General features: G+C 71.8%; 17 protein-coding genes. 3 read left to right on the top strand and 14 right to left on the bottom strand.

The genetic code is table 11. The features are described from left to right. Positions 1–11 precede the first annotated feature (11 nt). The 5 genes from B1759_RS15490 to queA form a co-directional block, all read right to left on the bottom strand. On the bottom strand, positions 12–1,424 hold the full coding sequence (locus tag B1759_RS15490) for an O-antigen ligase (RefSeq protein ID WP_095515949.1): 1,413 nt from the start codon (positions 1,422–1,424) through the stop codon (positions 12–14). Next, entirely contained in the window at positions 1,415–2,767 is a 1,353-nt protein-coding gene (locus tag B1759_RS15485; RefSeq protein WP_095515948.1) for a hypothetical protein, read from the bottom strand. The genes B1759_RS15490 and B1759_RS15485 overlap by 10 nt, the downstream gene beginning before the upstream one ends. 76 nt (positions 2,768–2,843) lie before the next feature. After that, positions 2,844–3,374, bottom strand: a complete 531-nt coding sequence (locus B1759_RS15480; RefSeq protein WP_095515947.1) for an SLBB domain-containing protein — start codon at positions 3,372–3,374, stop codon at positions 2,844–2,846. A gap of 66 nt (positions 3,375–3,440) precedes the next feature. Next, positions 3,441–6,098 (bottom strand): polysaccharide biosynthesis tyrosine autokinase, encoded by a 2,658-nt coding sequence (locus B1759_RS15475; protein WP_095515946.1) that lies wholly within the window; start codon positions 6,096–6,098, stop codon positions 3,441–3,443. A gap of 262 nt (positions 6,099–6,360) precedes the next feature. Further along, positions 6,361–7,410, bottom strand: coding sequence for a tRNA preQ1(34) S-adenosylmethionine ribosyltransferase-isomerase QueA (gene queA / locus B1759_RS15470; protein ID WP_095515945.1), 1,050 nt, complete (start codon positions 7,408–7,410; stop codon positions 6,361–6,363). Positions 7,411–7,656: 246 nt separating this feature from the next. Here queA and B1759_RS15465 point away from each other — a divergent pair, with 246 nt between their 5' ends. Beyond that, on the top strand, positions 7,657–7,884 hold the full coding sequence (locus tag B1759_RS15465; protein ID WP_143537422.1) for a hypothetical protein: 228 nt from the start codon (positions 7,657–7,659) through the stop codon (positions 7,882–7,884). Positions 7,885–7,915: 31 nt separating this feature from the next. Further along, complete coding sequence (locus tag B1759_RS15460) at positions 7,916–8,614, top strand: hypothetical protein (protein ID WP_095515943.1); 699 nt, start codon at positions 7,916–7,918, stop codon at positions 8,612–8,614. Between the two features lie 64 nt (positions 8,615–8,678). Here B1759_RS15460 and B1759_RS15455 read toward each other — a convergent pair whose 3' ends face one another. The 7 genes from B1759_RS15455 to B1759_RS20045 all read right to left on the bottom strand — a co-directional run bounded on the left by B1759_RS15455 (position 8,679) and on the right by B1759_RS20045 (position 16,919). Beyond that, complete coding sequence (locus tag B1759_RS15455) at positions 8,679–9,440, bottom strand: M48 family metallopeptidase (protein WP_158225298.1); 762 nt, start codon at positions 9,438–9,440, stop codon at positions 8,679–8,681. Positions 9,441–9,579: 139 nt separating this feature from the next. Continuing rightward, complete coding sequence (murJ, locus tag B1759_RS15450; protein ID WP_198948927.1) at positions 9,580–11,487, bottom strand: murein biosynthesis integral membrane protein MurJ; 1,908 nt, start codon at positions 11,485–11,487, stop codon at positions 9,580–9,582. After that, complete coding sequence (gene aroQ / locus B1759_RS15445; protein ID WP_095515941.1) at positions 11,487–11,930, bottom strand: type II 3-dehydroquinate dehydratase; 444 nt, start codon at positions 11,928–11,930, stop codon at positions 11,487–11,489. Before aroQ ends, murJ begins: the two co-directional genes overlap by 1 nt. A 138-nt stretch (positions 11,931–12,068) precedes the next feature. After that, a complete protein-coding gene (locus B1759_RS15440; protein WP_198948925.1) occupies positions 12,069–12,572 on the bottom strand; it encodes a GNAT family N-acetyltransferase in 504 nt (167 codons plus the stop codon). Beyond that, positions 12,569–13,384, bottom strand: a complete 816-nt coding sequence (locus tag B1759_RS15435) for an MBL fold metallo-hydrolase (RefSeq protein ID WP_095515940.1) — start codon at positions 13,382–13,384, stop codon at positions 12,569–12,571. Before B1759_RS15435 ends, B1759_RS15440 begins: the two co-directional genes overlap by 4 nt. Continuing rightward, positions 13,381–13,698 (bottom strand): hypothetical protein, encoded by a 318-nt coding sequence (locus B1759_RS15430; protein ID WP_198948924.1) that lies wholly within the window; start codon positions 13,696–13,698, stop codon positions 13,381–13,383. Before B1759_RS15430 ends, B1759_RS15435 begins: the two co-directional genes overlap by 4 nt. A 62-nt stretch (positions 13,699–13,760) precedes the next feature. After that, a complete protein-coding gene (locus tag B1759_RS20045) occupies positions 13,761–16,919 on the bottom strand; it encodes an Rne/Rng family ribonuclease (protein WP_198948922.1) in 3,159 nt (1,052 codons plus the stop codon). Between the two features lie 740 nt (positions 16,920–17,659). On the opposite strand from B1759_RS20045, the gene B1759_RS15415 reads away from it, so the two are divergent. Beyond that, a complete protein-coding gene (locus tag B1759_RS15415; protein WP_095515939.1) occupies positions 17,660–18,811 on the top strand; it encodes a citrate/2-methylcitrate synthase in 1,152 nt (383 codons plus the stop codon). Positions 18,812–18,884: 73 nt separating this feature from the next. Here B1759_RS15415 and B1759_RS15410 read toward each other — a convergent pair whose 3' ends face one another. Together B1759_RS15410 and B1759_RS15405 are read right to left on the bottom strand one after the other, a co-directional pair. Next, complete coding sequence (locus tag B1759_RS15410) at positions 18,885–21,848, bottom strand: binary toxin-like calcium binding domain-containing protein (protein ID WP_158225297.1); 2,964 nt, start codon at positions 21,846–21,848, stop codon at positions 18,885–18,887. Positions 21,849–21,932: 84 nt separating this feature from the next. Beyond that, positions 21,933–24,404, bottom strand: a complete 2,472-nt coding sequence (locus B1759_RS15405) for a serine/threonine-protein kinase (protein WP_095515937.1) — start codon at positions 24,402–24,404, stop codon at positions 21,933–21,935. Position 24,405 lies beyond the last annotated feature (1 nt).

Raw genomic sequence — 24,405 nt, 5'->3', positions numbered from 1 at the left:
CCGGAACGACGTCAGAACCACGAGAACGACGGGGCGGCGGAGCGAGCGTTGTGGACATCGGAGGTTCGAGGAAGCGTGAGGTCGAGCGGGTCGAGCAGCTCAGGACGGGTGCGGTGGAGGCGGACGGCGGCGACTCCCGCACCGATGACCGACCAGAGCCAGATGCCGCCCATCGGCCCTTCGAGGTAGACATCGAAGGACGCGTTCACGAGGGCCGCGACCCAGAAGCCGGCCAACCACGCGAAGAGCGCCATCCAGCGCCGGTGGTCCTGCAGTCGCGCGCGTCCCCATGCGAAGAGCACCATGCCGAACCACGACAGGTGGAGCGCTGTCCAGAGCACCAGGCCCGGCACACCGGATCGCGCGAGGATCGTCATGTGACCGTTGTGGGGGCTCCGGAGCCCCTCGTCCACCTCACCGAGCGTGAAGCCATCCGACTCTGCGAGATTGAGCCCGAAGCCTTTCCCCGTCCAGAAGTACGGCCCCGAGAAGGTGTAGTCGACGATCTTGCCCCACCAGAGGAGTCGCCAGCGCTTGGTGCCATCGAGCGCGTTCGAGCCGGAGTTCCCGAACACGCTGCGGACGTTCTCGACGACCTGCTCAATGGAGATCGACCGGGTGCCGCCCTGGATTTTGACGTCGATCATGGGGCCGACGAGCGCCGCCACGATCACGAGGAGAGCCATGGCGTACACGAACCGTGTGGCTCCTGTGCCTGACGGCCGCATCAGCCACACCAGCCCCATGCCCAGGGCGAAGGCCACCATGCCTCCGCGATTGCTGACCATGATGACGCTGACGTTGAACACGGCCAGCGCGACCGCCCAGGGGGACAGGCGCATCCCGCCGAGCATGAGGAACGCGACGATGCCCGTCATCTGGACCATCAGGTCACCTCCCTTTGCATTGAGCAACGCCACCTCCGGAGCCCAGGGAAGCGTCGGCATGCCACCACCCAGCAACTTGGTGACGCCATATACGGCACCGACCAGTAGGAGCATCACGACCGCCAGCGAGCGGTACTTGGCCATCAGGTCCCGGAGCCGTTCCGGCTCCGAGAGAAGCACCGAGGCGACCACGACGGCATACAGCCCGTACACGACCACCATCGCGTCCCGAGGGGCGTCGATGCCCTCGATCGCGACATATGGCACAGTCCGGATGAGGGTCCAGACGAGTAGAAGCGCCCACAGTCGGAGCGGCCACGCGCTGAAGGCCTGACCGATCCGTCCCATGGTGAGCGCGACCCCGATCCCGATCGCCAGCATCACCTCGCCGATGTACACCGGTGCCACCCCGACGTAGGCGAACGTCTTTCCGAGAAGGGCGTAGCCGAGCAGGCAGACCCCCAGCGCGCCGACGTAGCGCGTCGCGATCGTAGGACGGGCCTGTAGGTCCGCAGGGGGGGCGTAGGTCAGATCCATGCCGACTCGAGAGAGGCTACCTGAGCGTCGGCGGCCGTGTCGGGGCCGTCTTCGGTGATCGGCAGTCCGACCGGATCCGGGTGCGCGGCAACGGCACGAGCGGGCTGAACGAGAGCCACGATCTCCGCGAGGAGCATCACGACTTCTCCGATGAGCGCGCCAAGCACCCCGAGGACCGCCGTCAGTGCGACGCCGACCGTCGAGGTCACGCCGAGGGCCAGAGTGCGAGCACGGAACACAGCCGACGGCCGCTCGGCGCTCCGCACGGCAGTCGTGAGAACGTTGGCAATCGAGACCGTCACGGGGACGAGCGCGAGGCAGATCAGCATTCCAGGCGTAGCGACGTAGGCTCCGTCGTACAACCACAGCACGGCGGGCCCGCCGAAGCCGAGGACCAGCAGGCCGTACAGCAGGCCGAGGCCGGCAAACCCGCTCCCGAGCACGATCAGCTTTTGCCGGAACGTGCCTTCGAACCGGGCGCGGACCAACAGCGGGAGGCACATCGTAGCGAGCGCCGCGAAGCCCTGGGCGGCGGGCATGGCGAGGTTGAACAAGGCCCGGAGGGTGGCACTGCCGTCGAGGCCGACGAACAGGGGGAGGACGAGAAAGGGCACGGCGAGCTGCGCCCACTCCAGCACGCCCGTGGACGCCGCCCACCGGCCATACTCGATGTGGGATGCGCGGGCCTGCCTGGCCAGGTCCGCCTCGCGACGAGCACCGAAGACTCCGAGCCGGAACGCCAGCAGCACCGAGGCTACCAGGGAGGCCCCCGCCATCAGCCAGAGGGCCGTCACCCCGGTCAGCGCGTCGACCTGGTAAAGCCCAACGGCACTGGCCGTCAGCAGGAGCAGGTACAGGAGTCCTGCGTTCGCCGCCCACGCCGGCCGGGACACCAGGTAGCACGCACGCCGCAAGAGCCACAGCCCCAGGATGGCCCCTTGCGCCACAGCCAGGGTACCGAACAACGCCGCGAAGCCAGGAGAGCCGACGATCCAGCAAACCAGTGCCACCACCATGAGCACGCCGCCGGAGACGAGCGCGTAGCCAGCATGTGCGCGCAACAGCTCGCGCAGGTAGGTCGCGGTGCGCCCTTCGAACTGCCCGCGCCCGAACACGAGCATGGGCTCAATCAGGAGACCGCCGTGGACGGTTCCTGCAAGTAAGAACACCACGAAGGCGACTGTGAATGCGCCGTAGGCGTCGGGCGTCAGCCAGCGAGCCAACAGCACATTCACCAGGAAGTTGGCTCCTGCGAACAACCCCTGATCCAGCACAGACCATACCCCCTGGCGGAGCCAGGAGCCGTGCAGAGCCTGACGGACAGAGGAGATCGAGAGGGCCATCGATGGGGGAACCGTCACCGAGCTGTCAGACCGACCCCGGGGGCTCCTCGGTCGTCGTGCGGTAACCAGCAGCGACCTACTGGGTCAGGAGTTGGAACAGGAACGCGACCGTGCCCGCGGCGCCGATCAGCGTGGCGCCGTCCTGCCATCCGAACCGGCGGCGGTCGATGACCTCGACCAGCAGCGCGTCCTGGTGGAGCAGAGGCGGGATCACCGACGGGTTGGCGACCGCGTCCACGAGCAGGGCGCCGTAGACCTGCCCGGTGCCCGGGCGGATGAGGCGCAGTTCGACGCGTCGGTCGCTCTGCCGGTCGCGCACGTCGATGCGGGGGCCGCCGGTCAGCGCGAGCAGGTCGCCGAGGTTGGTCTCGTCGGCGACCTCGTAGAGGCCGGGGTTGACGACAGAGCCCTCCACGCGGACCTGGATCGTGGCCTCGCCGGGCAGGTGGTGCCGGTAGTAGCCCGGCGCGCTGCTGACGGTCTGCTCGCTCTGGCCGATCCGGGTGACCGGCCGGTCGGTGGACGCATCCGGACGCCCGTACGGGTCGACGGGCTGGGCGAGGGCGAGAGCCGGCAGCAGGCCGGCGAGGAGAACGAGGCGACGCATGGGGACGGAAGAAGTCAGGGGACGGGAGGTATCGGCGGGACCGCGGCACGCTTCAGCCCGGTGGGCTCAGCGGCCCGTCGGCGGGGCGTGGCGAATCCCGGCCGTGGCCTTGAAGCCGACCGCGCCGCGCGGGTCGAACCGGTTGAGGACGGCCCCGACGCGCGTCAGGCCGACGCCCGAGAGCTCGGTCGCCACCTGGGTCATCGCGTCGAGGTCGGTCTTGCCCGCCTCGGCCACCAGCAGGGCGGCGTCGGCGTGAGGCGCCAGCAGCGTCGCGTCGGCGGTGGCGAGCGCCGACGGCGTGTCGACGATGACGAGATCGAACGCCTCGCGCAGGTTCTGGAGCAGCGCGCCGATCTTGTGGGGCGCCCACATCTGGTCGGGCGAGGTCGCCATCTCGCGGGGCGTCATCGCGAGCAAGCTCGGGACGGCGGTGCTCCAGTAGACGAGGTTGGACTCGGGCGGCCCCTCGCCCAGGGGCGCGTGCGCGCCGAGACCGAACAGGTCGCCCACGGCCGGGTGGCGGAGGTCGGCGTCGACGAGGAGCGTGCGGCGGCCCGCCTGGGCGGCGGCGACGGCGAGATTGGCGGCGACGAGGCTCTTGCCCGAGTGCGTCTCCGGGCCGCCGACCAGGACCACCTGCGGGTGGGCCCCGCCGCCGGCATACAGACCGGCGTGGATGTGGCGGAACGCCTCGGCCTCGGGGCCGAACGAGTGCGTGAGCGTCACCAGGCCCGGGTGGATGGCGGTGCCCTCGATCTCCTGACGACCGCCCCGGAGGGCCGCCGTCACGTCTGGCACGGTCCCGATCACGGCGAAGCCCTTCTCCTTCAGCTCGTCGGGGGTGCGGACGCGGGTGTCGGTCTGGAAGCGGAGGAAGGCGAGGCCCAGCCCGAGGAGGAAGCCCGCGATGCCGCCGAGCGCGAGCGACAGCGGCGGCTTCGGAGACGCCTTGTCGCGGGGGACCTGCACCTCGCGGATCACCTGGGCGAAGCCGAACTCGGTGGTCTCGGCCAGCTCGGCGCGGTCATACTCCTGGCGGAGCTGCGTGAGCGTGGTCTCGGTGGTGGTGCGCTGGCGCTCGAGCTGCCCGATCTCCATCGACTGCCCGGGCACGGCGCGGAGCTGCCCGCGGGCCTCGCCGAGGCGCTGGGAGAGCGTCGACGCACGCGCCTCGGCCCCCGCAAGGTCGGCCTGGACGGACGAGATCTGGCGCTGCAGCTCGGCGACGTAGGCGCGGCCGTTAGAGCCCTCACTGGACAGATCAAGGCCGCCCGCGGCCACCGCGGCGTCCGTCTGGTTGCCGATGCGGCGGCGGCGGTCGGCGCGGAGGTCGCGGAGGCGGCCGTCGATGCGGGCCACGTCCGGGTGGCCCGCCGGGTCGCCGCGGAGGTCGGGGTTCTGCTCGTAGATCTGCTCCAGGAGCCGCTCCAGACGTGCGATCTCGGTGTCGAGGTCGGTCGTCTCCACCACGGACGGCACGTCAGCGCTGCGCTCCAGGCGCTCCGGGATCGAGGCGAGGTCGGCGCGGAGCTGCGCGAGGCGGGCGCGGTTGGTCTGCGCCTCGACGCGCGCGAAGTCGAGCTGGCTCTGGAGCTGTCCGATCTGGCTCACGGTGACGCGCGTCTGCTCGTCGAGCCCGGCGGCGTTCTGCGAGGTCATGTAGCGCTGCAACTGGCTCTCGATCTCGGAGAGCTCGCCCTCGCGGCGGGCGATCTGCTCGTCGAGCACCTCGCGGGTGCGCGTGGAGCGCTCGCGGGAGGTGGACTGCGTGAGGGCCTCATACTCGGCGGTGTAGAGGCGCGCGATGAGGGCGGCCTCCTCAGCACCGCCTGCCTCGGCCTCCACGCGGATCGCGTCGGCCTGGTCGGCGGCCTGCCCGATCGTGACCACCTCCTCCTGGAGGAAGTCGGCCAGGGCGTCGGCGGTGACGGGGGTACCGTAGGACGCGCCCGCGGCCTGGACCACGGTGAGGGCCTCGGCGTTGGGCTGGCGGAGCAGCGTCTCGGCGGTCCGCTCGGCGATCTGGGGGGCCTGCTGAAGCACCAGCCCCTGGTTGACGACGCGGGAGATGTCCTCGCCCGGTGCCATCGCCGCGCCCCCGACGCGCTCGCCGTCGCCCGGGGCGATCAGGAGCACGCTGTGAGCCTTGTAGGTGGGGGGCGTCAGGAACGCGTGGAGCGCACCCGCGAGCAGCCCCAGCAGCGTCAGGCCGAGGATGAGCGGCCAGTGGCGCCGCAGCATCCGCAGCGTCCGGCGGACGGAATCTCGGGCCTCGTCGCGCGGCGCCGCGGCGGGCGGCGGCGGGGTGGTGGGAGGCAGCGCAGGGAGACTGGCGGGGCGGTGCGCGGGCACGGACGGCCGCATCGGCGCGAGCGCGGTCGACGGCGCCTCGTCGAAGTCGATCCGGAAGCCGTCGTCCGGGTCGTACCCCAGCGTGGCGGCCCCATCGCCGCTGTCGCGGAACGGGTCGCCGAGTTGGGTCACCGGCGGCACAGCAGCCGGGGGGGGCGGCTCGACGGGGTAGGCATCGGACGAGGGCGCCTCGTGCACGGTCTCCCAGCGTGGCGCCTCGGGCGGCGCCTCGGGCCCTGTGCGGGCCGACCCGTCGCCCGAGGCGGGGTCTCGGGAGAACGACAGGTCCTCGAAGACGGCGTCCTCGGCCGAGGCGTACGCGCCGCTGAGCGGCGGGACGGGGCGGGAGTGAGGGGGACGATCGGGCATGAGTACGGCGGGGGGCCCGGGGTATCGGCGGGGAGGGGAGGCGGCTTCAGCCCCCCCGCGTACAAGCCCCGCTCCGCGTCCCTCCACCCGCCACTTGACCCCTGCCGAATGGCACGCCGGCCCTACATGCGATCGGCCTATTCCGCTAATTGGATCGCTGCAATCCGGACCCAGGAGGCAGAAACGGAGCACTGGACCTCTCCCCGCCTCCCCCTCGGTTCGCGCCCTGTGGGGGAAACCCTCAGCTTCTGGGTCGCGGGCCTCAGAGAATCAGCATGCAGTCGCCATACGAGTAGAACCGGTAGCCCTCGCGGACTGCGTGACGGTAGGCCGCCATCACCGCCTCGCGCCCTCCGAACGTGGCCGTCAGCACCAGCAGCGAGGACGACGGCAGGTGGAAGTTGGTCAGCAGGCCGTCGATGGCGCGGAAGCGGTAGCCCGGCGTCACCGTGAGGTCGGTCGGGCCGGAGACCGGGTGGAAGCGTCCCTCGGCGTCGGCCGCCGTTTCGAGCGCACGCGTCGACGTGGTGCCGACGGCGACGATGCGCCCCCTGGCCGCCCGCACGTCGTTCAGCGTCGCCGCCGTCGTCGCGGAGACCTCGATCCGCTCGGCGGCGACGCGGTGGTCCCGCAGGTCCTCGGCGCGGACCGGCTCGAAGGTGCCGTACCCCACATGGAGCGTCACCTCGGCCGTCACCACACCCGCCTCACGCAGGCCGTCGACGGTGCCGGGCGTGAAGTGAAGCCCGGCCGTCGGTGCGGCGACGGCGCCTGGCGTGCGTGCGTAGACGGTCTGGTAGCGCTCGCGGTCGGTCGCGTCCGCTTCGCGGTCGACGTACGGCGGCAGCGGCATCCGGCCGATGGCTTCCAACGCGGCCTCCTCGGCGGCGGCGTCCAGCGGCTCCCCGTCGCGGAGGATCCGGATGCGCCGCCGGCCGCTGTCCTCCACGCCCTCGATGACCGCCGTCAGCCCGTCGCCGAAGACCACCTCCCCACCCGCCGTGAGCCGACGCCCCGGCCTGGCGAGCGCCGACCACGTGCCATCGGCGGCCTTCTCCACGAGGAACAGCTCGGCGCGTCCGCCGGTCGGCCGCTTCCCCACCAGCCGCGCCGGGACCACGCGTGTGTCGTTGAACACGAGCGCGTCGCCCGGCTCCAGGTACCGCCCGAGGTCGGCAAACCGGGCGTCCTCGAGGGCGCCGGTGGCGCGGTGCAGCACGAGCATCCGCGACCCGTCGCGCCGCTCGGCCGGGCGCTGGGCGATCAGGCCGTCGGGCAGGTCGAAGGCGTAGTCGGCGAGGGCGTGGGGCACGGGAGGATCTGGAGGGGACGGAAAGATGCCCGTGGTTCGACTCTCAGGGGATGGCCGGGCGGTGAATCTGACGCGCGCCCACTGTCCGCCCGGTGCCGTGCTCCATCCTGACCCCGCGTCTGTACACAGACATCCACACACGTGACACCACAGCGACGTAGAAAGAAAAATTTGTGACCCACTGCCTGCCCCCTATAATCTCTCCAGCCCCACCGCTCTTTAACCCCTCGTAACCCACAACGTGTTATGCAACACTCTCTACGACGGGCGGTGACCGCCCTGTTCATCGGGCTTCTGGGCCTGACGGCTCTCACGCCTGCCGCTCTCGCTCGCGAGACCTGTACGTTCGACCTCGGCGGAGGCTGTGAGATCGTCTTCAGCGAGGATCCTGGCAACGCCGGGTACGGCATTGCAGGCTACTACTGCGGTGGCGAACTCCTCAGCGCCCACTACGGCGCGGGCTCCTGCAGCTAGCGCTCCCTTCTCCAACCCATCTCTCGAACCCATGACTCTGTTTCTCCGACTGAGCGCTCTCACCGCGCTCGCCTTCACCCTCACCGCCTGCGAGACGGTACTGGACGCCGACCCCACCTCCCAGATCACACCGGGCGCGTCCGTCCACGCGGTCAACCATGCGATCTACGGCAACCCGGACGCCCTAAAGGAGGGCCGGACGGTGGACGAACTGAACACGCTCATCCGCCGCAACTTCGAGCCCCTCGACGAGATCGTCCCCGGCACGGACACCGCCTACATGTGGTTCTTCCGCTCCGAGCGTCCGCTCGCAGAGAAGGACCGCGCCGCCGCCGAGTTGCTCGCGGCTCACGAGGGCATCGAGTGGCTCCACCTGCGCCAGATGGTGGCCACCCAGCTCCTCAACCTCCATGCCCGCAACGGCTCCGACGACCTCGACGCCATCGAGCGCTACACCGCCATCCTGATCGAGGCCGAGAACCCGAGCGCCGACCTCGTGGCGTGGGCCCTCCCGCAGCTCGACGAGCGCTGGACCGCCGCGCAGCGCCGCGACGCCGCCGGGGTGGCGGTCGAGGCGGCCACGGAGTGGCTGGCCCGCTCGTGCGCCGACTGCACCGAGCCGGCCCGCCGCGCCACCGCGCCCGTCGCCGACGCGTCGACGGACGCCGACGGGAAGCGCCGCGCCGTGAGCGACGCCGTCGGTACGCTGGCCGCGCTCGCCCAGGGGTAGCCGTGACGACCGGCTCCTCCCAGCCTCCGCCCGCGCCGAGACGCCTCGGCGCGGGCGGCGCGCGTTAGAGCTGGGCCGCGCGGCGGCGGACCGAGGCGAACTGGGAGTCGTTCATCCGCAGCCCCCGGCCATCATACTGGCGTGCGAGCTGGCGGACTGTCTGCATCCGGTCGGACGAGAGCGGGTGGGTGCGGAAGAACGCCGTGCCGCCGCTTCGCTCCTGGCTCGCGAGGCGCTCCAGGAGGTCGCCGAGGCCGTCCGGGTCGTACCCGGTGCGGGCCATGATCTGGACCCCGAGACGGTCGGCCTCGCGCTCGTCGGACCGCGAGAACGACGCGAACGCGCCCTGGGCCGCGATCTGGGCCGCGATGCCCTCCACCCCGCCGCCGCCGCCGAGGACGCCCGCGAGAATGTTGGCCTCCTGCGCCTTCGAGAGACGGCTCGTGCCGTGGCGCGCGGCGCCGTGGGCCACCTCGTGCGCGATGGCGCCCGCCAGCTCGCCCGCGCTGCCGACGTTCGCGATCAGCCCGGTGTTGACGTACACCAGCCCGCCGGGCACGTTGAACGCGTTGATCGCGTCGTCGCGGACGACGAAGAACTTCCACTGGCGGTTGCCGAGGGGCGTCTGGCGGGCCATCGCCTGCCCGATCTGGTCGACGTAGCGAGTCAGCGTGGCATCGTTGGTGAGCGGGAGCTGGGTCCGAAGCTGGGCTTCCAGCTGACGGCCAGCCTGCCACTCCTCGTCGACAGAGTAGTAGTTGGCGCCGCCGAGCGTGGCGCAGCTGCTGAGCGCGAGCGCCAGCACGGCGAAGAGAAGACGAGACATCATGAGAACAGAGGTGGTGGGAGGGCGAGAACGCACGCACCGCCCCGGCGCGTTCCCGCCCCTCGGCCGCGGGCCAGCCCGACGGCGTCACATGCCTCTCACATCTCAGGGCTCGACCGAGGCCGTTTGCGCCTCTCCCCTACCGCTTCAGCTTGCGCAGGAACCGCCCGACCCATGCGTCCGACTCCTCGAAGCCGAACAGGTGGCCCAGCGCCATGTAGCTGATCCCGAACACGCCGATCACGCCGATTCCATACGCCCACACGGGGAACGGGGTCGACGGCACGAACCCCATCACGAGCGTCGCCGGGATCGCGGCCAGACCGGCGAGGCCCACCATCTGCACCGCGCGTCCCCACGGCAACCGGAACGCCGGGTCGTGCGTCTTGAGCGCCGCCACCAGTCGCCACAACTCCACCCACGCACCCACCGCCGAGCCGAGCGCGAGGCCGACGGCCCCGAGGCGGAGAGGGTCGCCCTCGGACGCGATCCCGACCACGTCGGTCACGCTGTATCGGTCGAGCACGAACATCAGCGCGCCGCCGATTACGGCCGACACCGCGACGCGCCAGACGGCGATCTTGGCGGGCGTCTTGGTGTCGCTCAGCGCGTAGAACGCGTTCTGCAGCAGCCGCCCCGCCGTCGTCGCCACCATGCCGAGCGAGTAGGCCGCCAGCACGAGCGTCACCTGCCACGTGTCGTCGGCCGCGAACTGGCCCGTCTGGTAGAACGCGCCGACCACCAGCGACCCGAAGCCCAGGTAGCCGACCACCGTCGGGACGATCAGGAAGAAGATCTGCCGGACCGACCGGTTCACGCGCGTCAGGAACGCGCCCAACTCGGAGCGCGAGATGCGGCTCAGCTCGGGCAGTTCGCTCGCGGCGACGCTCATCCCGAACAGCGAGATCGGCAGCAGGTACAGCGTCTGCGCGTAGCCGATGGCCCCCAGCGCACCCGCCGCCACGAACGTCGACAGCCAGAAGTCCAGGTACCCCGAGAGCTGGTACGCCCCGCGCCCCAGCACCACCGGCACGAACGCCTTGATGCCCTCGCGGACGCCCTCCACCTGGAGTGACAGCCTCGGCCGGAAGCCCGTCAGCAGCTTCAGCACGAGCGGCAGTTGCACGCCGAACTGCAGGATGCCGCCCGCGATGCCGCCGACGAACACGGCTATGAGCAGCTGGCTCAACTGGTCGGCCGGCACGACATCCACCCGGCCCACCCCGAAGGGGTCGTCGAGGTAGAGGTACGCACCGCCGAACAGCGCCGCCAGCAGCGCCACGTTCCAGGCGACCGGGGCGAAGTACGACAGCAGGAACCGCCGGTGGCTGTTGAGCACGCCGAGGCACCACGCGCTCAGCACGAGGAAGCCCGTCATCGGGAACGTCAGGCGGACCACCCGGACCGCGAGGTCGAACCGGTCGACCACCAGCGTCCCGGCCTGCACCTTGTCGGCGTCCCCCAGGAAGCCCGACGCGATCACGGCCACGAACGGCTCGGCCAGCAGCACGCCCAGGATGGCCGCCCCGAAGGCCACCGCCGCCAGCAACCCGAAGATGGCGCCTGCGAAGCGACCGGCGTCCTCCTCCCGCCCCTCTTCCAGCATCCGGCTGTAGATCGGGATGAACGACGCCGAGAGCGTGCCCTCGCCGAGCAGGTTCTGGAGGAAGTTGGGCGCCCGCAGCGCCAGCCGGTACACGTCCGCGAAGGCGCCCGAGCCGAAGTAGTACGCCACGGCGCGGTCGCGCACGAGCCCGATCACCCGGCTCGCGAAGATGCCCGCCGCCACCAGCAGCGCCCCCGACCCGCCCGATGACGCCGACGGGTCCTTCTCCGCCGCATCCTGGATCCGCTCGGCCTCCAGCGCCTCCTCGGCGGGCGAGTCCGGCGCCGCGTCCGCCTCGGCGAGCATCTCGGCCCCCTCGGCGGGCGCGCTCAGCCCGGCCGGGCGCAGGGCGTCGTCCGGCGACGGTTCGTTCTGCGGCTCGGCGACCGACTCCGGCTCCGGCGCGGACGGCTCGTCGGCGTCCTCGGGGCGCTCCGCCATCAGCCGTGCCCCGCGAAGTGCCCCACGCCCATCGCATACCCGGCGACGCCAAAGCCCGTGATCACGCCCGCGCAGACGGCCGACAGCAGCGACGTGTGGCGGAAGCTCTCCCGCGCGTACACGTTCGAGATGTGGACCTCCACGACCGGCGTCGAGATCGACGCGATGGCATCCCGCAGGGCGACCGACGTGTGAGCGTAGCCACCGGGGTTGAACACGACGCCCGCCGTCGTCACCGTGTCGGCGGCGTGGAGCGCGTCGATCAGGTCTCCCTCGCCGCTGTGCTGCGCGAATGTCAGCGTGAGGCCCGGGAACTGTTTCCGGAGGTCGGCCTTGATGTCGGCCAGCGTGAGCGCCCCGTACACGTCCGGCTCGCGGACGCCGAGGCGGTTCAGGTTGGGCCCGTTGAGGACGAGGACTCCGGGGCGCGGCGAGTCGGACATGGGTGCGATGGCAGGCCCGCCAAGGTAGCCCGGCCGGTTGCAGGGCAGGATGGAGAGTGGGAGATGGAGGATCGAGGGGCGCACTGCACGCGGCATCCCATTGGAAGCTGCCCCGCCTCGGCGCCGAGGCCGACCGAGTCACCCCGCCAGCGCCGGGTCGTAGCGCGCCGTCCCCGCGACCCCGTCCAGCGCGCCCGGCACCAGTTCCAGCACCATGAACGCCTCCGGCGGCGCCCCGTACTCATTCCCGATGCCCCGCCCCGCCGCCGACGCGAACCCGAAGCGCGGGTAGTACGCCGGGTGCCCCAGCACGACGACCGCCTCCCCACCCTCCGCCCGGCACGCCGCCAGCCCCGCGCGCACCAGCCGCGAGCCGACGCCCGCCCGCTGCCGATCCGGACGCACCGCCATCGGTGCGAGCCCCCACACCGACACGCCCGGGTGCCCGTCGATTCCGACCGGGCTGAACGCGATGTGCCCCACGACCTCCCCCGCCTCGGTGGCGACGAGGCCGAGGTAACCCGCCGCCCGCTCCCGGATCCGGTCCACCAGGTCCGCCTCGTCCGCCTGCCCGAACGCCGCCTCGTTCACGCGGCGCACCGCCGCCCGGTCCGCCGCCGTCTCAGTTCGAATCTCGATCACGTCGACGCCTCCACCTCCAGCACCAGCCCGTCGTACGCCAGCCGGACGTCCGCCGGCAGCATCGCGTCCGCCGCCTCGTGCGTCACCATGTGGGTCACGTGCACGAGCCATGTCTCGCGCGCCCCCACGTCCGCCGCCACCTCGGCCGCCTCGGCGAACGTCAGGTGCGTCGGGTGCGGCTCCGGCCGGAGGCCGTCCAGCACCAGCACGTCCACGCCGCGCAGCAGCGCCCGCGTCTCCTCCGGTACTGCCCCCGCGTCCGTCAGGTAGGCGAACCCGCCGATGCGGACGCCCAGCACCTCGAACGTCCCATGTGGCGCCCGGATCGGCCGCACCGCCACCGATGCGGACACCCCCGGCTCGCGACTGGTCACGGTAAACGGCCCGTCCACCTCCGCCAGGTCCAGCAGCGACGCTCCCGGATACGTCCGGTCGAAGATGTAGCGGAACATGCTCCGCAGCGCGTCCGCCGTTCGCGGCAGCGCGAAGGTCGGGATCGGGGCGCGGTTGCGGAAGAACAGCGGCCGCAGATCGTCCAGCCCGACCACGTGGTCGAAGTGCTCGTGCGTGATCACCAGCGCGTCCGCCGCCGTGATGCCTGCCCGGAGCGCCTGCGCCCGGAAGTCCGGCCCCGCGTCGATCTGGAGGTGCACGTCGCCCGCCTCGGTGTGCGCGACGACGTGCGCCGAGGTCCGCAGCCGCGCGTCCCGTGGGTCGTCGGAGGTGCAGACGGCGCAGTCGCACCCGATCACCGGGACGCCCGTGGACGTGCCGGTGCCGAGCAACGTGACCGTGAGCGCAGGGCCGGTCATCCGGCCTCGGCGTCCGCGTCGGCCTCCTGTCCGGCGTCTGCCTCCTGTCCGGCGTCTGCCTGAGCCCACGCGTCCTCCAGCGCGGCACGCACCGCGGGCCGGAGGTAGAGCTCGTCCACGCCGCCGTGCTCACGCAGCGCCGAGGCGAGGACCGCCACCTGCGCCTCGTCCGGGTGGAGTCGGTTCAGCACCAGCACCGGCTCGCCCGCGACCACGCACAGGCCGCCCCGGAATCCGCCCCGCTCACGCCGCACCCGCACGCCGAGTTGGCGCAGGGCCTGTTCCAACGCAGCGACGACGGCGGGGGGCTTCATACGTGGGTCGCAGGCCGCGGAGCGCAGGGAAGGTGTCTCCCCCACGCTCCACGGTCCGCGCACTACGGGGTGTACTTCTTCAGCAGCGTCCTGCCCGACTTCTGGTCGCGAACGTCGAACGTGAGCGGGTCCACGGTGGCGTCCTCCTCCAGCACGAACGTGATGCCGCGCAGCGACAGGCGCCAGCGCATCAGGAGCGACGGGAAGCCGCCTCGGAGATAGCCGCCGAACAGCGGGTGGACGCGCACTACGATGGGCCGCCGCTTGTACTTCTCGTCGACCGTCTGGCGGTAGTGGTCCAGCCAGCCGCGGAGACGCCCCGAGAGGGCGCGCGGGGACGCATCCTCCGGCGCGAGCGCGGGGCGCTCGGTAGCGGGCTCCGTGGACTGCGGCTGCGGCTCCGGCTCGACGTAGGCCTGCTGGCCCTGGCGGCGGATCTCCCCGGCGCCGGCAGCTGCGACCGCGTCGGCGGCGTCGAGCGGGTTGCCGTCCTCGTCGGTCGCGTTGGCCGTGATCGACGGGCGCAGGCGCTGGCGCGTGATCTGGACCAGCCCGAAGTCCGACATCGGCAGCAGCTTCGTCACCGCGCGGTCCTTGGCGAACTCCTGCTTGAGCACGTCGGTGACCTTCTTCCGGTCACGGTCGTACTTGAGGTCGATGAAGTCGACCACGATGATGCCGCCGAGGTCGCGCAGGCGGAGTTGCTTGGCGACCTCCCGGGCCGCCTCCACGTTGACGTCGATCAGGTTCTGCTTCTGCGACTTGCCGCGGCCCGCACGGCCCGAGTTGACGTCGACCACGTGCATGGCCTCGGTCGTCTCGATGAACAGGTAGCCTCCGCCGCGCATGTTGACGCGCTTCGAGAACGCCTCCTCGACCTGCTTCTCGATGCCGAGCGAGCGGAAGACGGGCGCGCGCCCGGTGTGCAGCTCCACCTTGTCGGCCATCTGCGGCGCGACGGCCTTGACGTAGGCCTGGACGTTCTTGAACACCTTCGGGTCGTCGACCAGGATCCGGTCGTAGTCCTCCGAGAACAGGTCGCGGATGACCGACGAGACCATGTTCACGTCCTGGTACAGCAGCACCGGCGGCTCGGGGTTCTCGTTGAGCTTCTGCTCGATCTTGCGCCACTTGTCGACCAGCAGGCGCAGGTCGGTGTCGAGGCTCTTCGCGTCGCGCCCCTCGGCGACCGTCCGCACGATGACGCCGAAGCGATCGGGCTTGAGGCTCGTCGCGAGCGTCCGCAGGCGGCGGCGCTCCTTGGCGCTCTCGATCTTCTTCGAGACGGCCACGTAGTCGGCCGCGGGCACGAGCACGAGGAAGCGGCCCGCCAGCGACAGGTCAGTCGAGACGCGCGGCCCCTTGGTGGAGATGGCCTCCTTGGTGATCTTGACGATGATCTTGCCGGAGCGCCGCAGCAGCTCCTCGTTCGGCGGGATCGGCCCGTTCTTCTGCGACCCGTTCGACCGCCCGGAGGAGCGGTCCGAGGAGCGGCCGTTCGAGCGATCCGACGACCGACCCGCGTTCCGGTCCGAGGACCGACCCGAGGACGACCGGTCGGACGACGAACGCCCGCGCCGTCCTCCGCTGGACGAGTCCTCGCCCTTCGACGTGTCCGAGGCGGGCAAGTCGTCGTTGCTGGACGAGCGGCCACCCCGCGAGCGGCGTCGGTTGCCCGACTCGCTGTCGGCAGCGTCCTTCTCGTCCGCCGCGTCGTCGGAGGAGCGGCCGCCACGGCGGCTGCGTCCCTTGGAGTCGTCGCCCTTGGAGTCGTCGGAGGACGAGCGGGAGCGGCCCCGGCGCGAACGCGACGAGGTGTCGTCGGAGGAGTCCTCCGTCTCGGTGTCGTTCGCCTTCGGCTCCGCCGAGCGGCCCCCGCGGGAGCGGCGGCTCCGCCCCGAGGGCTCAGCCTCCTCGTCGGAGTCGTCGTCGGAGGGCTCGGGGCTGCGACGCGACCGCGACGGCTTGGAGGCCGAGGAGGTCAGGTCGAGCGTGGCCGGCAGGCGCTTGCTGCTGGATGCGGACTCCTCCTCGCTGTCATCATCGGTCGCCTCCGCCGTCGTCGGGTTGGTGGGACGGCGGCTGCGGCCCGTAGGCGACACGTCGCCCGGGCGCTGGCCCTTGTCGTCGGCTTCCTCCTCGGCATCGGCCGCCGGGGCGTCCTTCTTGCGGCGGGACCGCTTCGGCTTCGGCGCCTCCTCGGCATCGTCGGCCTCGGGCGTCTCCGCGGCGGGCTCCGGCTCGACGGGCGCGTCGGCCTTCTTGCGACGGGAGCGCTTGGGTGTCGGCGCCTCCTCGGCGTCCTGCGAATCGGCCTCGGGAGAGTCGGCTTCCGGCGTCGCGCCCGAGGTCTCCTCTGCAGTCTCGCCGTCGGTACCGGAGGCGTCCGATCCGCGCCCCTTGCCGCCTCGGCGGCGACGGCGACGCTTCTTCTTCGAGGAGCCTTCCTGACCGGCCTCCGCCGTGTCGTCCTCGTCATCGGACTCCGAAACCTCGGTCTGCTCCGTTGCCTCGATCTCCTCCGTCGCCTCGGCCTTCTTGGTGCGGCGGCGGGATGCCGGCTTGGCGGGCGCGTCCTCGGCTGGAGTCTCCTCCACCTCCGCGGTGGGCGCCTCCTCGACCTCTGCGGTCGGGGCGTCCTCGATCACCTCATCCTCCTCCTCGGGCTCCGGCGCGCGCTGGCGGGACGGGCGACGCGCAGGCGAGCTCAGGTCGATCACGCCCGGGAGGCGACGTCGTCCCTGCTCCTCCTGCTCCTCTTCCTCCTCAGAACGCCCGCGACCGCGTCCCCGGCGGTTCCGGCCGCGACCACGGGAGCGCCGGCGGCTCCGGCTCTTGGTGGACGACTCCGGCTCGGTGGCCTCGACCTCGAGGGCGTCCTCCACGTCGGGCTCGTCCTCGTCGTCGGCGACGCGCTTCGCAGGGGCCAGCGACAGGACCGGCTCGTTCAGGCCAGGCACGTCCTCACCAGCCAGCGCGAGCAACTGGGGAAGGTTGTCGGTCAGGTCCGAGAAGTGGAGGAAGCAGTCCTGCTTCTGGCCGACATCGACGAAGGCCGCCCGGATGGCGGGCATCACCTTCTGGATCTGACCGAGGTAGACGTTCCCGATCGTCCGGACGTTATCGGGGTTCTCGACGTAGAGCTCGACCAGCTCGTCGTTCTCGACGATGGCGATCCGCGAGCGATCCTTGCTCGCGTTGATGACAATCTGCTTTTTCAAAGGGGTTTGGGGCGTCGCGCTCGCGCTCTGGCGCGCGGTCCAAAGGACGCGCGGCGCGGCGCCGGGCGGGCGGGCGGCCGTCCACGGGGACGGCGGTGCCGGAGGCCTGGGCGCGCGCGGGGAGGCGAGGCGCGGTGGGTCGCGCCGCGGCCACGGCCGGAAGCGCCCCCGGCCGTACGGCGAGGAGGGCGACCCAGCGGAGGACGAGGCGGACGAAGTACAGCACGACGTGCAGCATGGGGCGCAGGTCCGGACGCGGGGGCGTCGGGCAGGCGGCGGCGGACGAGAGAGGCTCGGCCCGGGGCCACGCAGGCGCAGCGAAGGGAAGGCTCGCCCCGACACCGGATGCCGGGCACAGAACCACGCGCGGAAGATACACCCCGTCTGAGCCTGGCCCGTTGCAGCCGGTGCGAATAGCGCGTGCGGGACCTGGACGTGCCGGAGACCCGTCGCCAGCCTGCGACTCGGAGCCGCTCCAGGCATCGCCGCCGCTCCAGGCATCGCCCACGCACCTCGCCGACCGCGCCCACCTCGGCGGCCCTGCCGAGGCCCCGAAGTCGACACCCGGCTCCCTGAGGTGGCGGAACGGCGTTCTCCACTCTGAATCCTCTGAAAGGCGACCCCGACAGTGCGTTCCTCTAGTGGAGCCCGCGAACCCGAACGCCTGCCACGGGTACGCCTGCTCCTCTCCCATCCTGTGCCCGGCGGCCCGTTCCCGCGTCCGCTTCTCACCCCGACCGATGTCTCAGACCTCCGCTCCCGCTCCCACCCCGTCCCGTGGCCTCGAAGGCGTCACTGCCCTCGACACCGAGCTCTCGTACATCAATGGCCAGGAAGGCACCCTGATCTATCGCGGGTACGGCATCCAGGACCTCGCGACCAACGCCTCCTTCGAGGAGGTCGCCTACCTTCTTTGGAAGGGCACCCTCCCGACGCAGGCCCAGCTCGACGAGCTCAACGAGCAGCTCCGCGCGGCGCGGCCCGTCCACCCGGACCTGCTGGACCACCTCCGGCACCACACGCCGAAGGACGCCAACCCGATGGCCGCCATGCGGACGGCCCTCTCCATGCTCGCCGCCTATGACGAGGAGGCGGACGTGATGGACCCCGAGGCGAACTACCGCAAGGCGGTCCGCCTGACGGCCAAGCTCCCGACCCTCCTGGCGGCGTTCTCGCGCATCCGCGCGGGCAAGGACCCCGTCGCGCCGACGCAGACCGGCTCGACCGCGTTCGACTTCCTCACGATGCTCAACGGCGAGGAGCCCGGCCCGGCGGCCCTCCAGATCATGGACGCGGCCCTCGTGCTCCACGCCGAGCACGGCCTCAACGCCTCCACCTTCGCCTGCCGCGTCATCGGCTCGACGCTGTCTGACATGTACTCGGCGGTCGTCGGCGCGATGGGTGCGCTGAAGGGCCCCCTCCACGGCGGCGCCAACATCGAGGTGATGCGCACGCTGATCGCCCTCGACGAGAGTGGTGAGACAGCCCAGGAGTTCGTCGACCGCAAGCTGGCGAACAAGGAGAAGATCATGGGCATCGGCCACCGCGTCTACAAGACGCTCGACCCGCGCGCGACCATCCTGCGCAACATGCTCTCCGACCTCTCCGAGGAGAAGGGCGAGACGAAGTGGCTCGAGATGTCCGACACGATCCGTACGACGGTCAAGGACACGAAGGGCCTCGACGCCAACGTGGACTTCTACTCGGCGAGCGTCTACTACCTGCTCGGCATCGAGATCGACCTCTACACGCCCATCTTCGCCATCTCCCGCATGACGGGTTGGACGGCGCACCTGCTGGAGCAGTGGGAGGACAACCGGCTGATCCGCCCGCGCGCCGAGTACGTCGGCCCGAAGGACCTCACGGTGACGCCCATCGCCGACCGCGGCTAGCCCGCCCCGCCTCGGCACCGAGGCGGACGACCTCGCGCGCCCCGCTGGCTCTGGCTGGCGGGGCGCGCTGCGTTCAGCGCACGACGGTGAGCGTCCGCGACGACACGGCGTCGCCGACGCGGAGCCGGGCGACGTAGACGCCGGAGGCCAGCCCCTGGGGCATCCAGGTCACCCCATGCTCGCCCGCGCGCTGCGGGCCGTCGGCCAGCCGGGCGACCTCGCGGCCGAGCAGGTCGAACACGACCAGTTCCACGTCGCCGGGCGCGTCGAGCCGGTAGGTCAACGTGGTGCGGTCGCGGACCGGGTTGGGGGAGGCGGGATCGAGCGCCGTCGAGGCCGTCGGCGACGGGTCCTGGGCGGTCGCCACGACGGTGCCCGTCCCGCCCGACGTGGTGACCTGCACGAGCCCGGCGCCCGTCCCGCTCGCCCGGAAGTCGGATCCGAGCACGACGGCGCGGCGGGCGTCGAAGGGGAGCACGAACCGGGGACGGGTCTGAGGGACGGCCGGCTCGAACGACCACGTGCTGCCGCCGTCCTCCGTTTTCAGGATGCCCGCCTCGCTCGGGATGTAGCCGATCTCGGGCGTCACGAAAGCGGCCCGGCCCAGGTTCTCCGCGCCGAGGGGGCTCAGGGGGATGTTGTCCCAGGTGTCGCCGTCGCCGGTCAGGCGCAGCACCCGGTCGTCGCCCGAGACTTCGCGCCGCCCGCCCGTCACGAACCACGTGCCGTCCCCGCCATACGCGACGGCGACGGTGTTGTGCGCGCGGACGGCCTCGGTCCAGGTCGCGCCGCCGTCTCGCGTGCGCCACACGTGACCCGAGCCCGAGGCCCCGTTGCCCGTGTCGACGTACATCCCGATCGTGGCGCTCCGGAACGCCACGTCGACGATGCGCTCCGGCGCCTCCGGGAGCGTGAGGGCGGTGAAGGTCCGGCCGTCGTCGGTGGATCTGTAGACGGCGCTCCCCGACGCCGCGAACCACGTGCCGCCGCCGCCGTGCGACACCCAGGCCAGGTCGGACGGACCGGAGCGGGCCTCCCACGTCGCCCCACCGTCTTCGGAGCGGATGTAGTCGCCGCCGCCCTCGATGTCTACGCCGGTGGCGATCAGCGTCTGCGTGTCCGGCCGCACCGCGATCCCCCGCATCGTAGACGCGCGGACGGAGGTGTCCCGGGTCCACGTCCGCCCACCATCGGCGGAGCGGTAGATCACGAACGAGCGGTCTCCCGGCGGTTCGGCCACAGCGATGGCGGTCCCATCATCGAGGAGGACGGCGTCGACGAGCGGGAGAGGCCGTGCGTTGACGGACTGCGGCACCCAGTACCGCGTCTCATCCGAGCCGACCTCGCAGTGGACCTCCACCGGACCGTCGAGGATGCCCGTCGGGAAGATCACCGTCCGCCCCCCGCCGTTGTAGACATCGAACAGGTCTTCGTCGCGGACCTCGCCGCACGTGCTGGCCTGCTCGATGGGCAGTTCGAGCGGGCTCCGCCGGACGGCCCCCGACACGTCGGTGACCTCGATGTACGAGGACGCCATGCCGATCGGCGACGTGGGGAACGCGGCGCCTTCCGTGGACCAGTACGCGCGGCCGAAGACCGGCGAGAGCGGGACCGTGCGCGCGACGCCGTCCTGGAACAGCACCGCCCGGGCCGACTCGACGGGGATCCCGCCGCGTGCCGCGATGGCGGCCCGGACGTGCAGCAGGTCGACGGTCGCCGCGACGGCCCGGATGGCGGCGCCCGGGCTGGCGGGGTCGGGGCTGGAGAGCGCGAGCGTGGCCTCCCGTGGGATCACCACGTCCAGCATGCTGGGGGGCCCGCCGACGGCCTGCCACGCCTCGTAGACCGGCCGGAGGCCGTCGCCATCGGGCTGCTCGAACAGGATCCAGGATGCGTAGGGTCGGCCTTCGATGGCACCCGCGCCCGTCACGTCGAAGCCGATGATCTCCAGCATCGCCTCCAGGGTGAGGTTCGCCGACACGCTCGGCGAGCCCGCATAGACGCGGAAGTCGAACGGGTTGCCTCGGAACGGAGCCGGGATCGTCGCCTCCGGATCGCCGGAGTACCCGAAGTCCACGATCAGGCGCGTCGTGCGAGGCCGGATCTGGTTCTCGAAGCTGGTCCAGGTGCAGGTCTCCCCTGAGCCGCACGCCCAGTTGCTGTCGCCGGGGCGCCACCGCTGGATGTTGGCCTCGATGCCCACGACGCGGATCGCGACGGCGGCGCCCCGCTCCAGGGCCAGGAGGCGCTCCAGAGTGAGTTGGATCGCCAGCGGCTCGCCGCCGACGATGGGCACGACGGGCACGCCCGACTCGCCCGGCGCCAGGCTGAGCGCGAGTGGTTCGTCGGGCACGACCGTCGCCACGAGTTCACCGCCGATGGTGATGTTGAAGGTCGGCCGGATGGCGAGGGCCGTCGCGCCGCCGGTGTTGCGGGCGAACAGAGCGAGCGAGAGCGTCCCGGCGTTGTCCAGTTCGGTGCTGGTGGCCGTCTCCCAGTTCAGTTCCCTCCCCGACGTCACCTCGCTCCCGTAGGACTCGGTGTACGAGTAGCCCGCCGTGGCCTCGCCGCTGATGGTCGGGCCGGTGACGACGTTGTACTCCGAGCCGACCGTGACGGAGGCGCTCGCGGTCTCCTCGACGTTGCGCGAGAACGACATCCCCTCGGTCAGGGCGGCGCCGCGCGCGTCGGTGATGGTCGCGTTCGAGGTGAACGTGTACGACCCCAGCGTGACCTCGATGACGGGGTAGGCCGCGACCAGCGGGCTGTTGTAGGGGGCCTCCACGGTCGCGTCCATGTTGACGCCGCTCGCCTCCTGGAGGTCAGAGTACGGGTCCCCGTCCGACGACCACGTCAACGGGTCGGTCACGTAGCAGGGCAACTCAATGGCGGGGTCGCACGCGACGGGAGCGCCCGACCCGATGTCGAACCGGAAGCCGGAGGCCTCGAGCGCGTTGGGGACGCCGTCCCCGTCGGAGTCCTGAGCGGACGCGCCGACGGCGAGGCCGAGAAAGAGGAACAGAGAAACGAGACGCATGGGCTGTGGGGGATGGGTTCTCATCCCCTCACGCGGAAGAGTCCGCCGGAATCGCTCACGCCCTCTCCCCTTTTCTCTGGCGACCTACCGGCCCTCCGTCTGGCCGAGGAGGGTGTCCAGGGCCCGCACGTGGAAATGATCGGCGGACACACCCGCCAGGTACAGGTCCCGGGCCTGGTTCAGCAGAGCCCGTCCGCGCGCGGTGTCTCCCCGTCCCAGTGCCGCCTGGCCCTGCGTCGCGAGCGCTCGGGCCACGCCGAAGCTCTCCGGCCCCGCCGCCGCCGCGTAGATCCGCCCCCCCTCGATGGCGCTCGCCTCGGCCTCGGCCCACAGCCCCCGGGCCTGCAACGCCTGCGACTGGATGACGAGGGTGCGGGCCCGGTTGGTGTTCCCGGAGCCGGAGCCCTCCGTCGCGTCGAGCACCTCCTGGATCAGCGGCTCGGCCCGGTCCACGTCGCCCAGTCCGACCAGGGCCTCGGCGATGGTGCGCCGGTTGCGCAACGTGCGCTGGTGCTCGGGCCCGTGGATGGCCTGGTTGAGCGAGTCAGCCCGCCAGCCCCAGCGGACGGCATCGGCGTAGGCGCCGGACGCCTCCGAGACGTGCGCGAGGTTGGCCAGGCTGTTGGCGACACTCGGGTGAAACGCGCCGAGCAGCTCGATCCGCAGCGCCAGCGTCTCGCGGTGGAGTGCGAGGGCGCGCGCATGATCCCCGCTCTCGGCGACGAACAGGGCGTGGTTGTTGGTGGTCGTGGCCAGTTCGGGAGTCCCGGCCCGGTAGCGTCGCTGGAGGGTCAGGAGTTCGTCGTAGAGCGGCTCGGCGAGCGCGTACTCGGTCCTGTTGCGATGGACCTCCGCCAGCCGCTCGATGGCCCGAGCGTAGAGCGGGTCCGACGGATCGAGGTGATCGCGCGCCAGCGCCGCGGCTTCCAGGAGGAGGGGCAGGGCGTCGTCGAGGCGCCGGTACACGTCGCGCGTCGCGCCGAGTGTGGTCAGGGCGGCGATCTCGATGGCCGGGTCGGGCGGGCGGAGAGAGCGCGCGAGGCGGACCGCCTCGCCGAGCGCCGCCTCGGCGGCCTCGGGGTTGTTGAGGCCGAGGTAGATGTCGCCGATCGTGGTGAGCAGCCGGGCCTGGACGGCGGGCTGGTCGGCGAGGTCGGTGCGGAGACGCAGGGCGGCGCTGTCGAGGGCGGCGTAGACCGAGATCGTGTCGCCCAGGGCGCGGGCGGGATTGGCCTCCTCCAACACGCTCCCCAGGAAGCCCGCCACCTCGCGCGCCGTCTCGGCCTCGGTCTCGGCTCGGTCGCGCTCCGCGGCCACGCGCGCGAACGCGACCGCGGAGACCCCCACGATGACCGCAAGCGCGGCCGCGGTCCCGGCGAGCGCGCCCCGGTGCCGCCCCGCGAACCGCCGGAGCCGGTAGCCCCTCGTGCCCGCCCGCGCGGCCACGGGCAGCCCCTCTCGGTGGCGACGCAGGTCGTCGAGCAGGTCGCGGACCGTCTCGTACCGATCGGCGGGATCGCGACGGAGGGCGCGGAGCACGATCTGGTCGAGGTCGCCTCGGAGCCGCTTCTGGAGCCGCCCGGGCGTCGTTCCCCGCGCCGCTGCGACCTCCTCGCTTCGCCGGACGACCGTGCTGGGAGGGGCCGGGTCGTCGGCGAGGATCGCCAGTTCGACCTCGGCGGGCGAGCGCCCCTCGGTGGGGACCGGGCGGATTCCCGTCAGCAGCCGGTACAGCACGGCACCCAGGCCGTAGACGTCGGCGGCCGTCGTGATGCGCCCGCCGCGGAGTTGCTCGGGCGCGGCGTAGCTGGGCGTGAACGCGCGCTGCCCCGTCCGGGTGTGGAGCGCGTCGGCGTCGTCGGCCAGGACCTTGGCGATGCCGAAGTCGAGCAGCTTGACGCGCCCCTCCGGCGTGACCAGCACGTTTGACGGCTTGAGGTCGCGGTGGACGACCAGGTTCTGGTGCGCGAACGCGACGGCCTCGCCCACCTCGGCGACGAGCCCGAGGCGGGCCGAGATGCCCAACCCGTGGCGGTCGCAGTAGTCGGTGATCGGCTCGCCCTCGACGTACTCCATGGCGAGGTAGGGCCGTCCGTCGTCGGCCAGCCCGCCGTCGACGAGTCGCGCGATGCCCGGGTGCTCGAGCGAAGCCAGGATCTGGCGCTCGCTGCGGAAGCGGGCCAGCACGGCGTCGGTGTCCATCCCGCGCTTGACGAGCTTCAGCGCGACGGTCTGCGCGAAGCCCTCGCGGCGCTCGGCCCGGTACACGGTTCCCATCCCCCCCACCCCGAGCACGTCTCCGACGCGCCACGGCCCGACCGTCTCCGGCACGGTCGCGAGCAGCCGGTCGACGTCGCCGGGGTCAAAGGCCTCGAAGGCGAGGCCACCCAGGAGCTCCGCCGGGGCCGCGTCCGCGTCGAGGAGCGACACCACCTCCCGGTAGAGGACCGGGTCGTCGCCGCAGGCATGGCGCAGCCACGCCGTCCGCTCCTCGGCCGGGCGGTCGAGGGCCTGGCCGAAGAAGGTCTCGATGCGGGTCCAGAGGGCAGGGTCCATG

It is taken from the genome of Rubrivirga sp. SAORIC476 (genome assembly GCF_002283555.1).
Taxonomy (GTDB): Bacteria; Bacteroidota; Rhodothermia; order Rhodothermales; family Rubricoccaceae; genus Rubrivirga.
The sequence above is the reverse complement of the archived record's forward strand: the minus strand, read 5'-3'. Positions and strand labels throughout refer to the sequence as shown.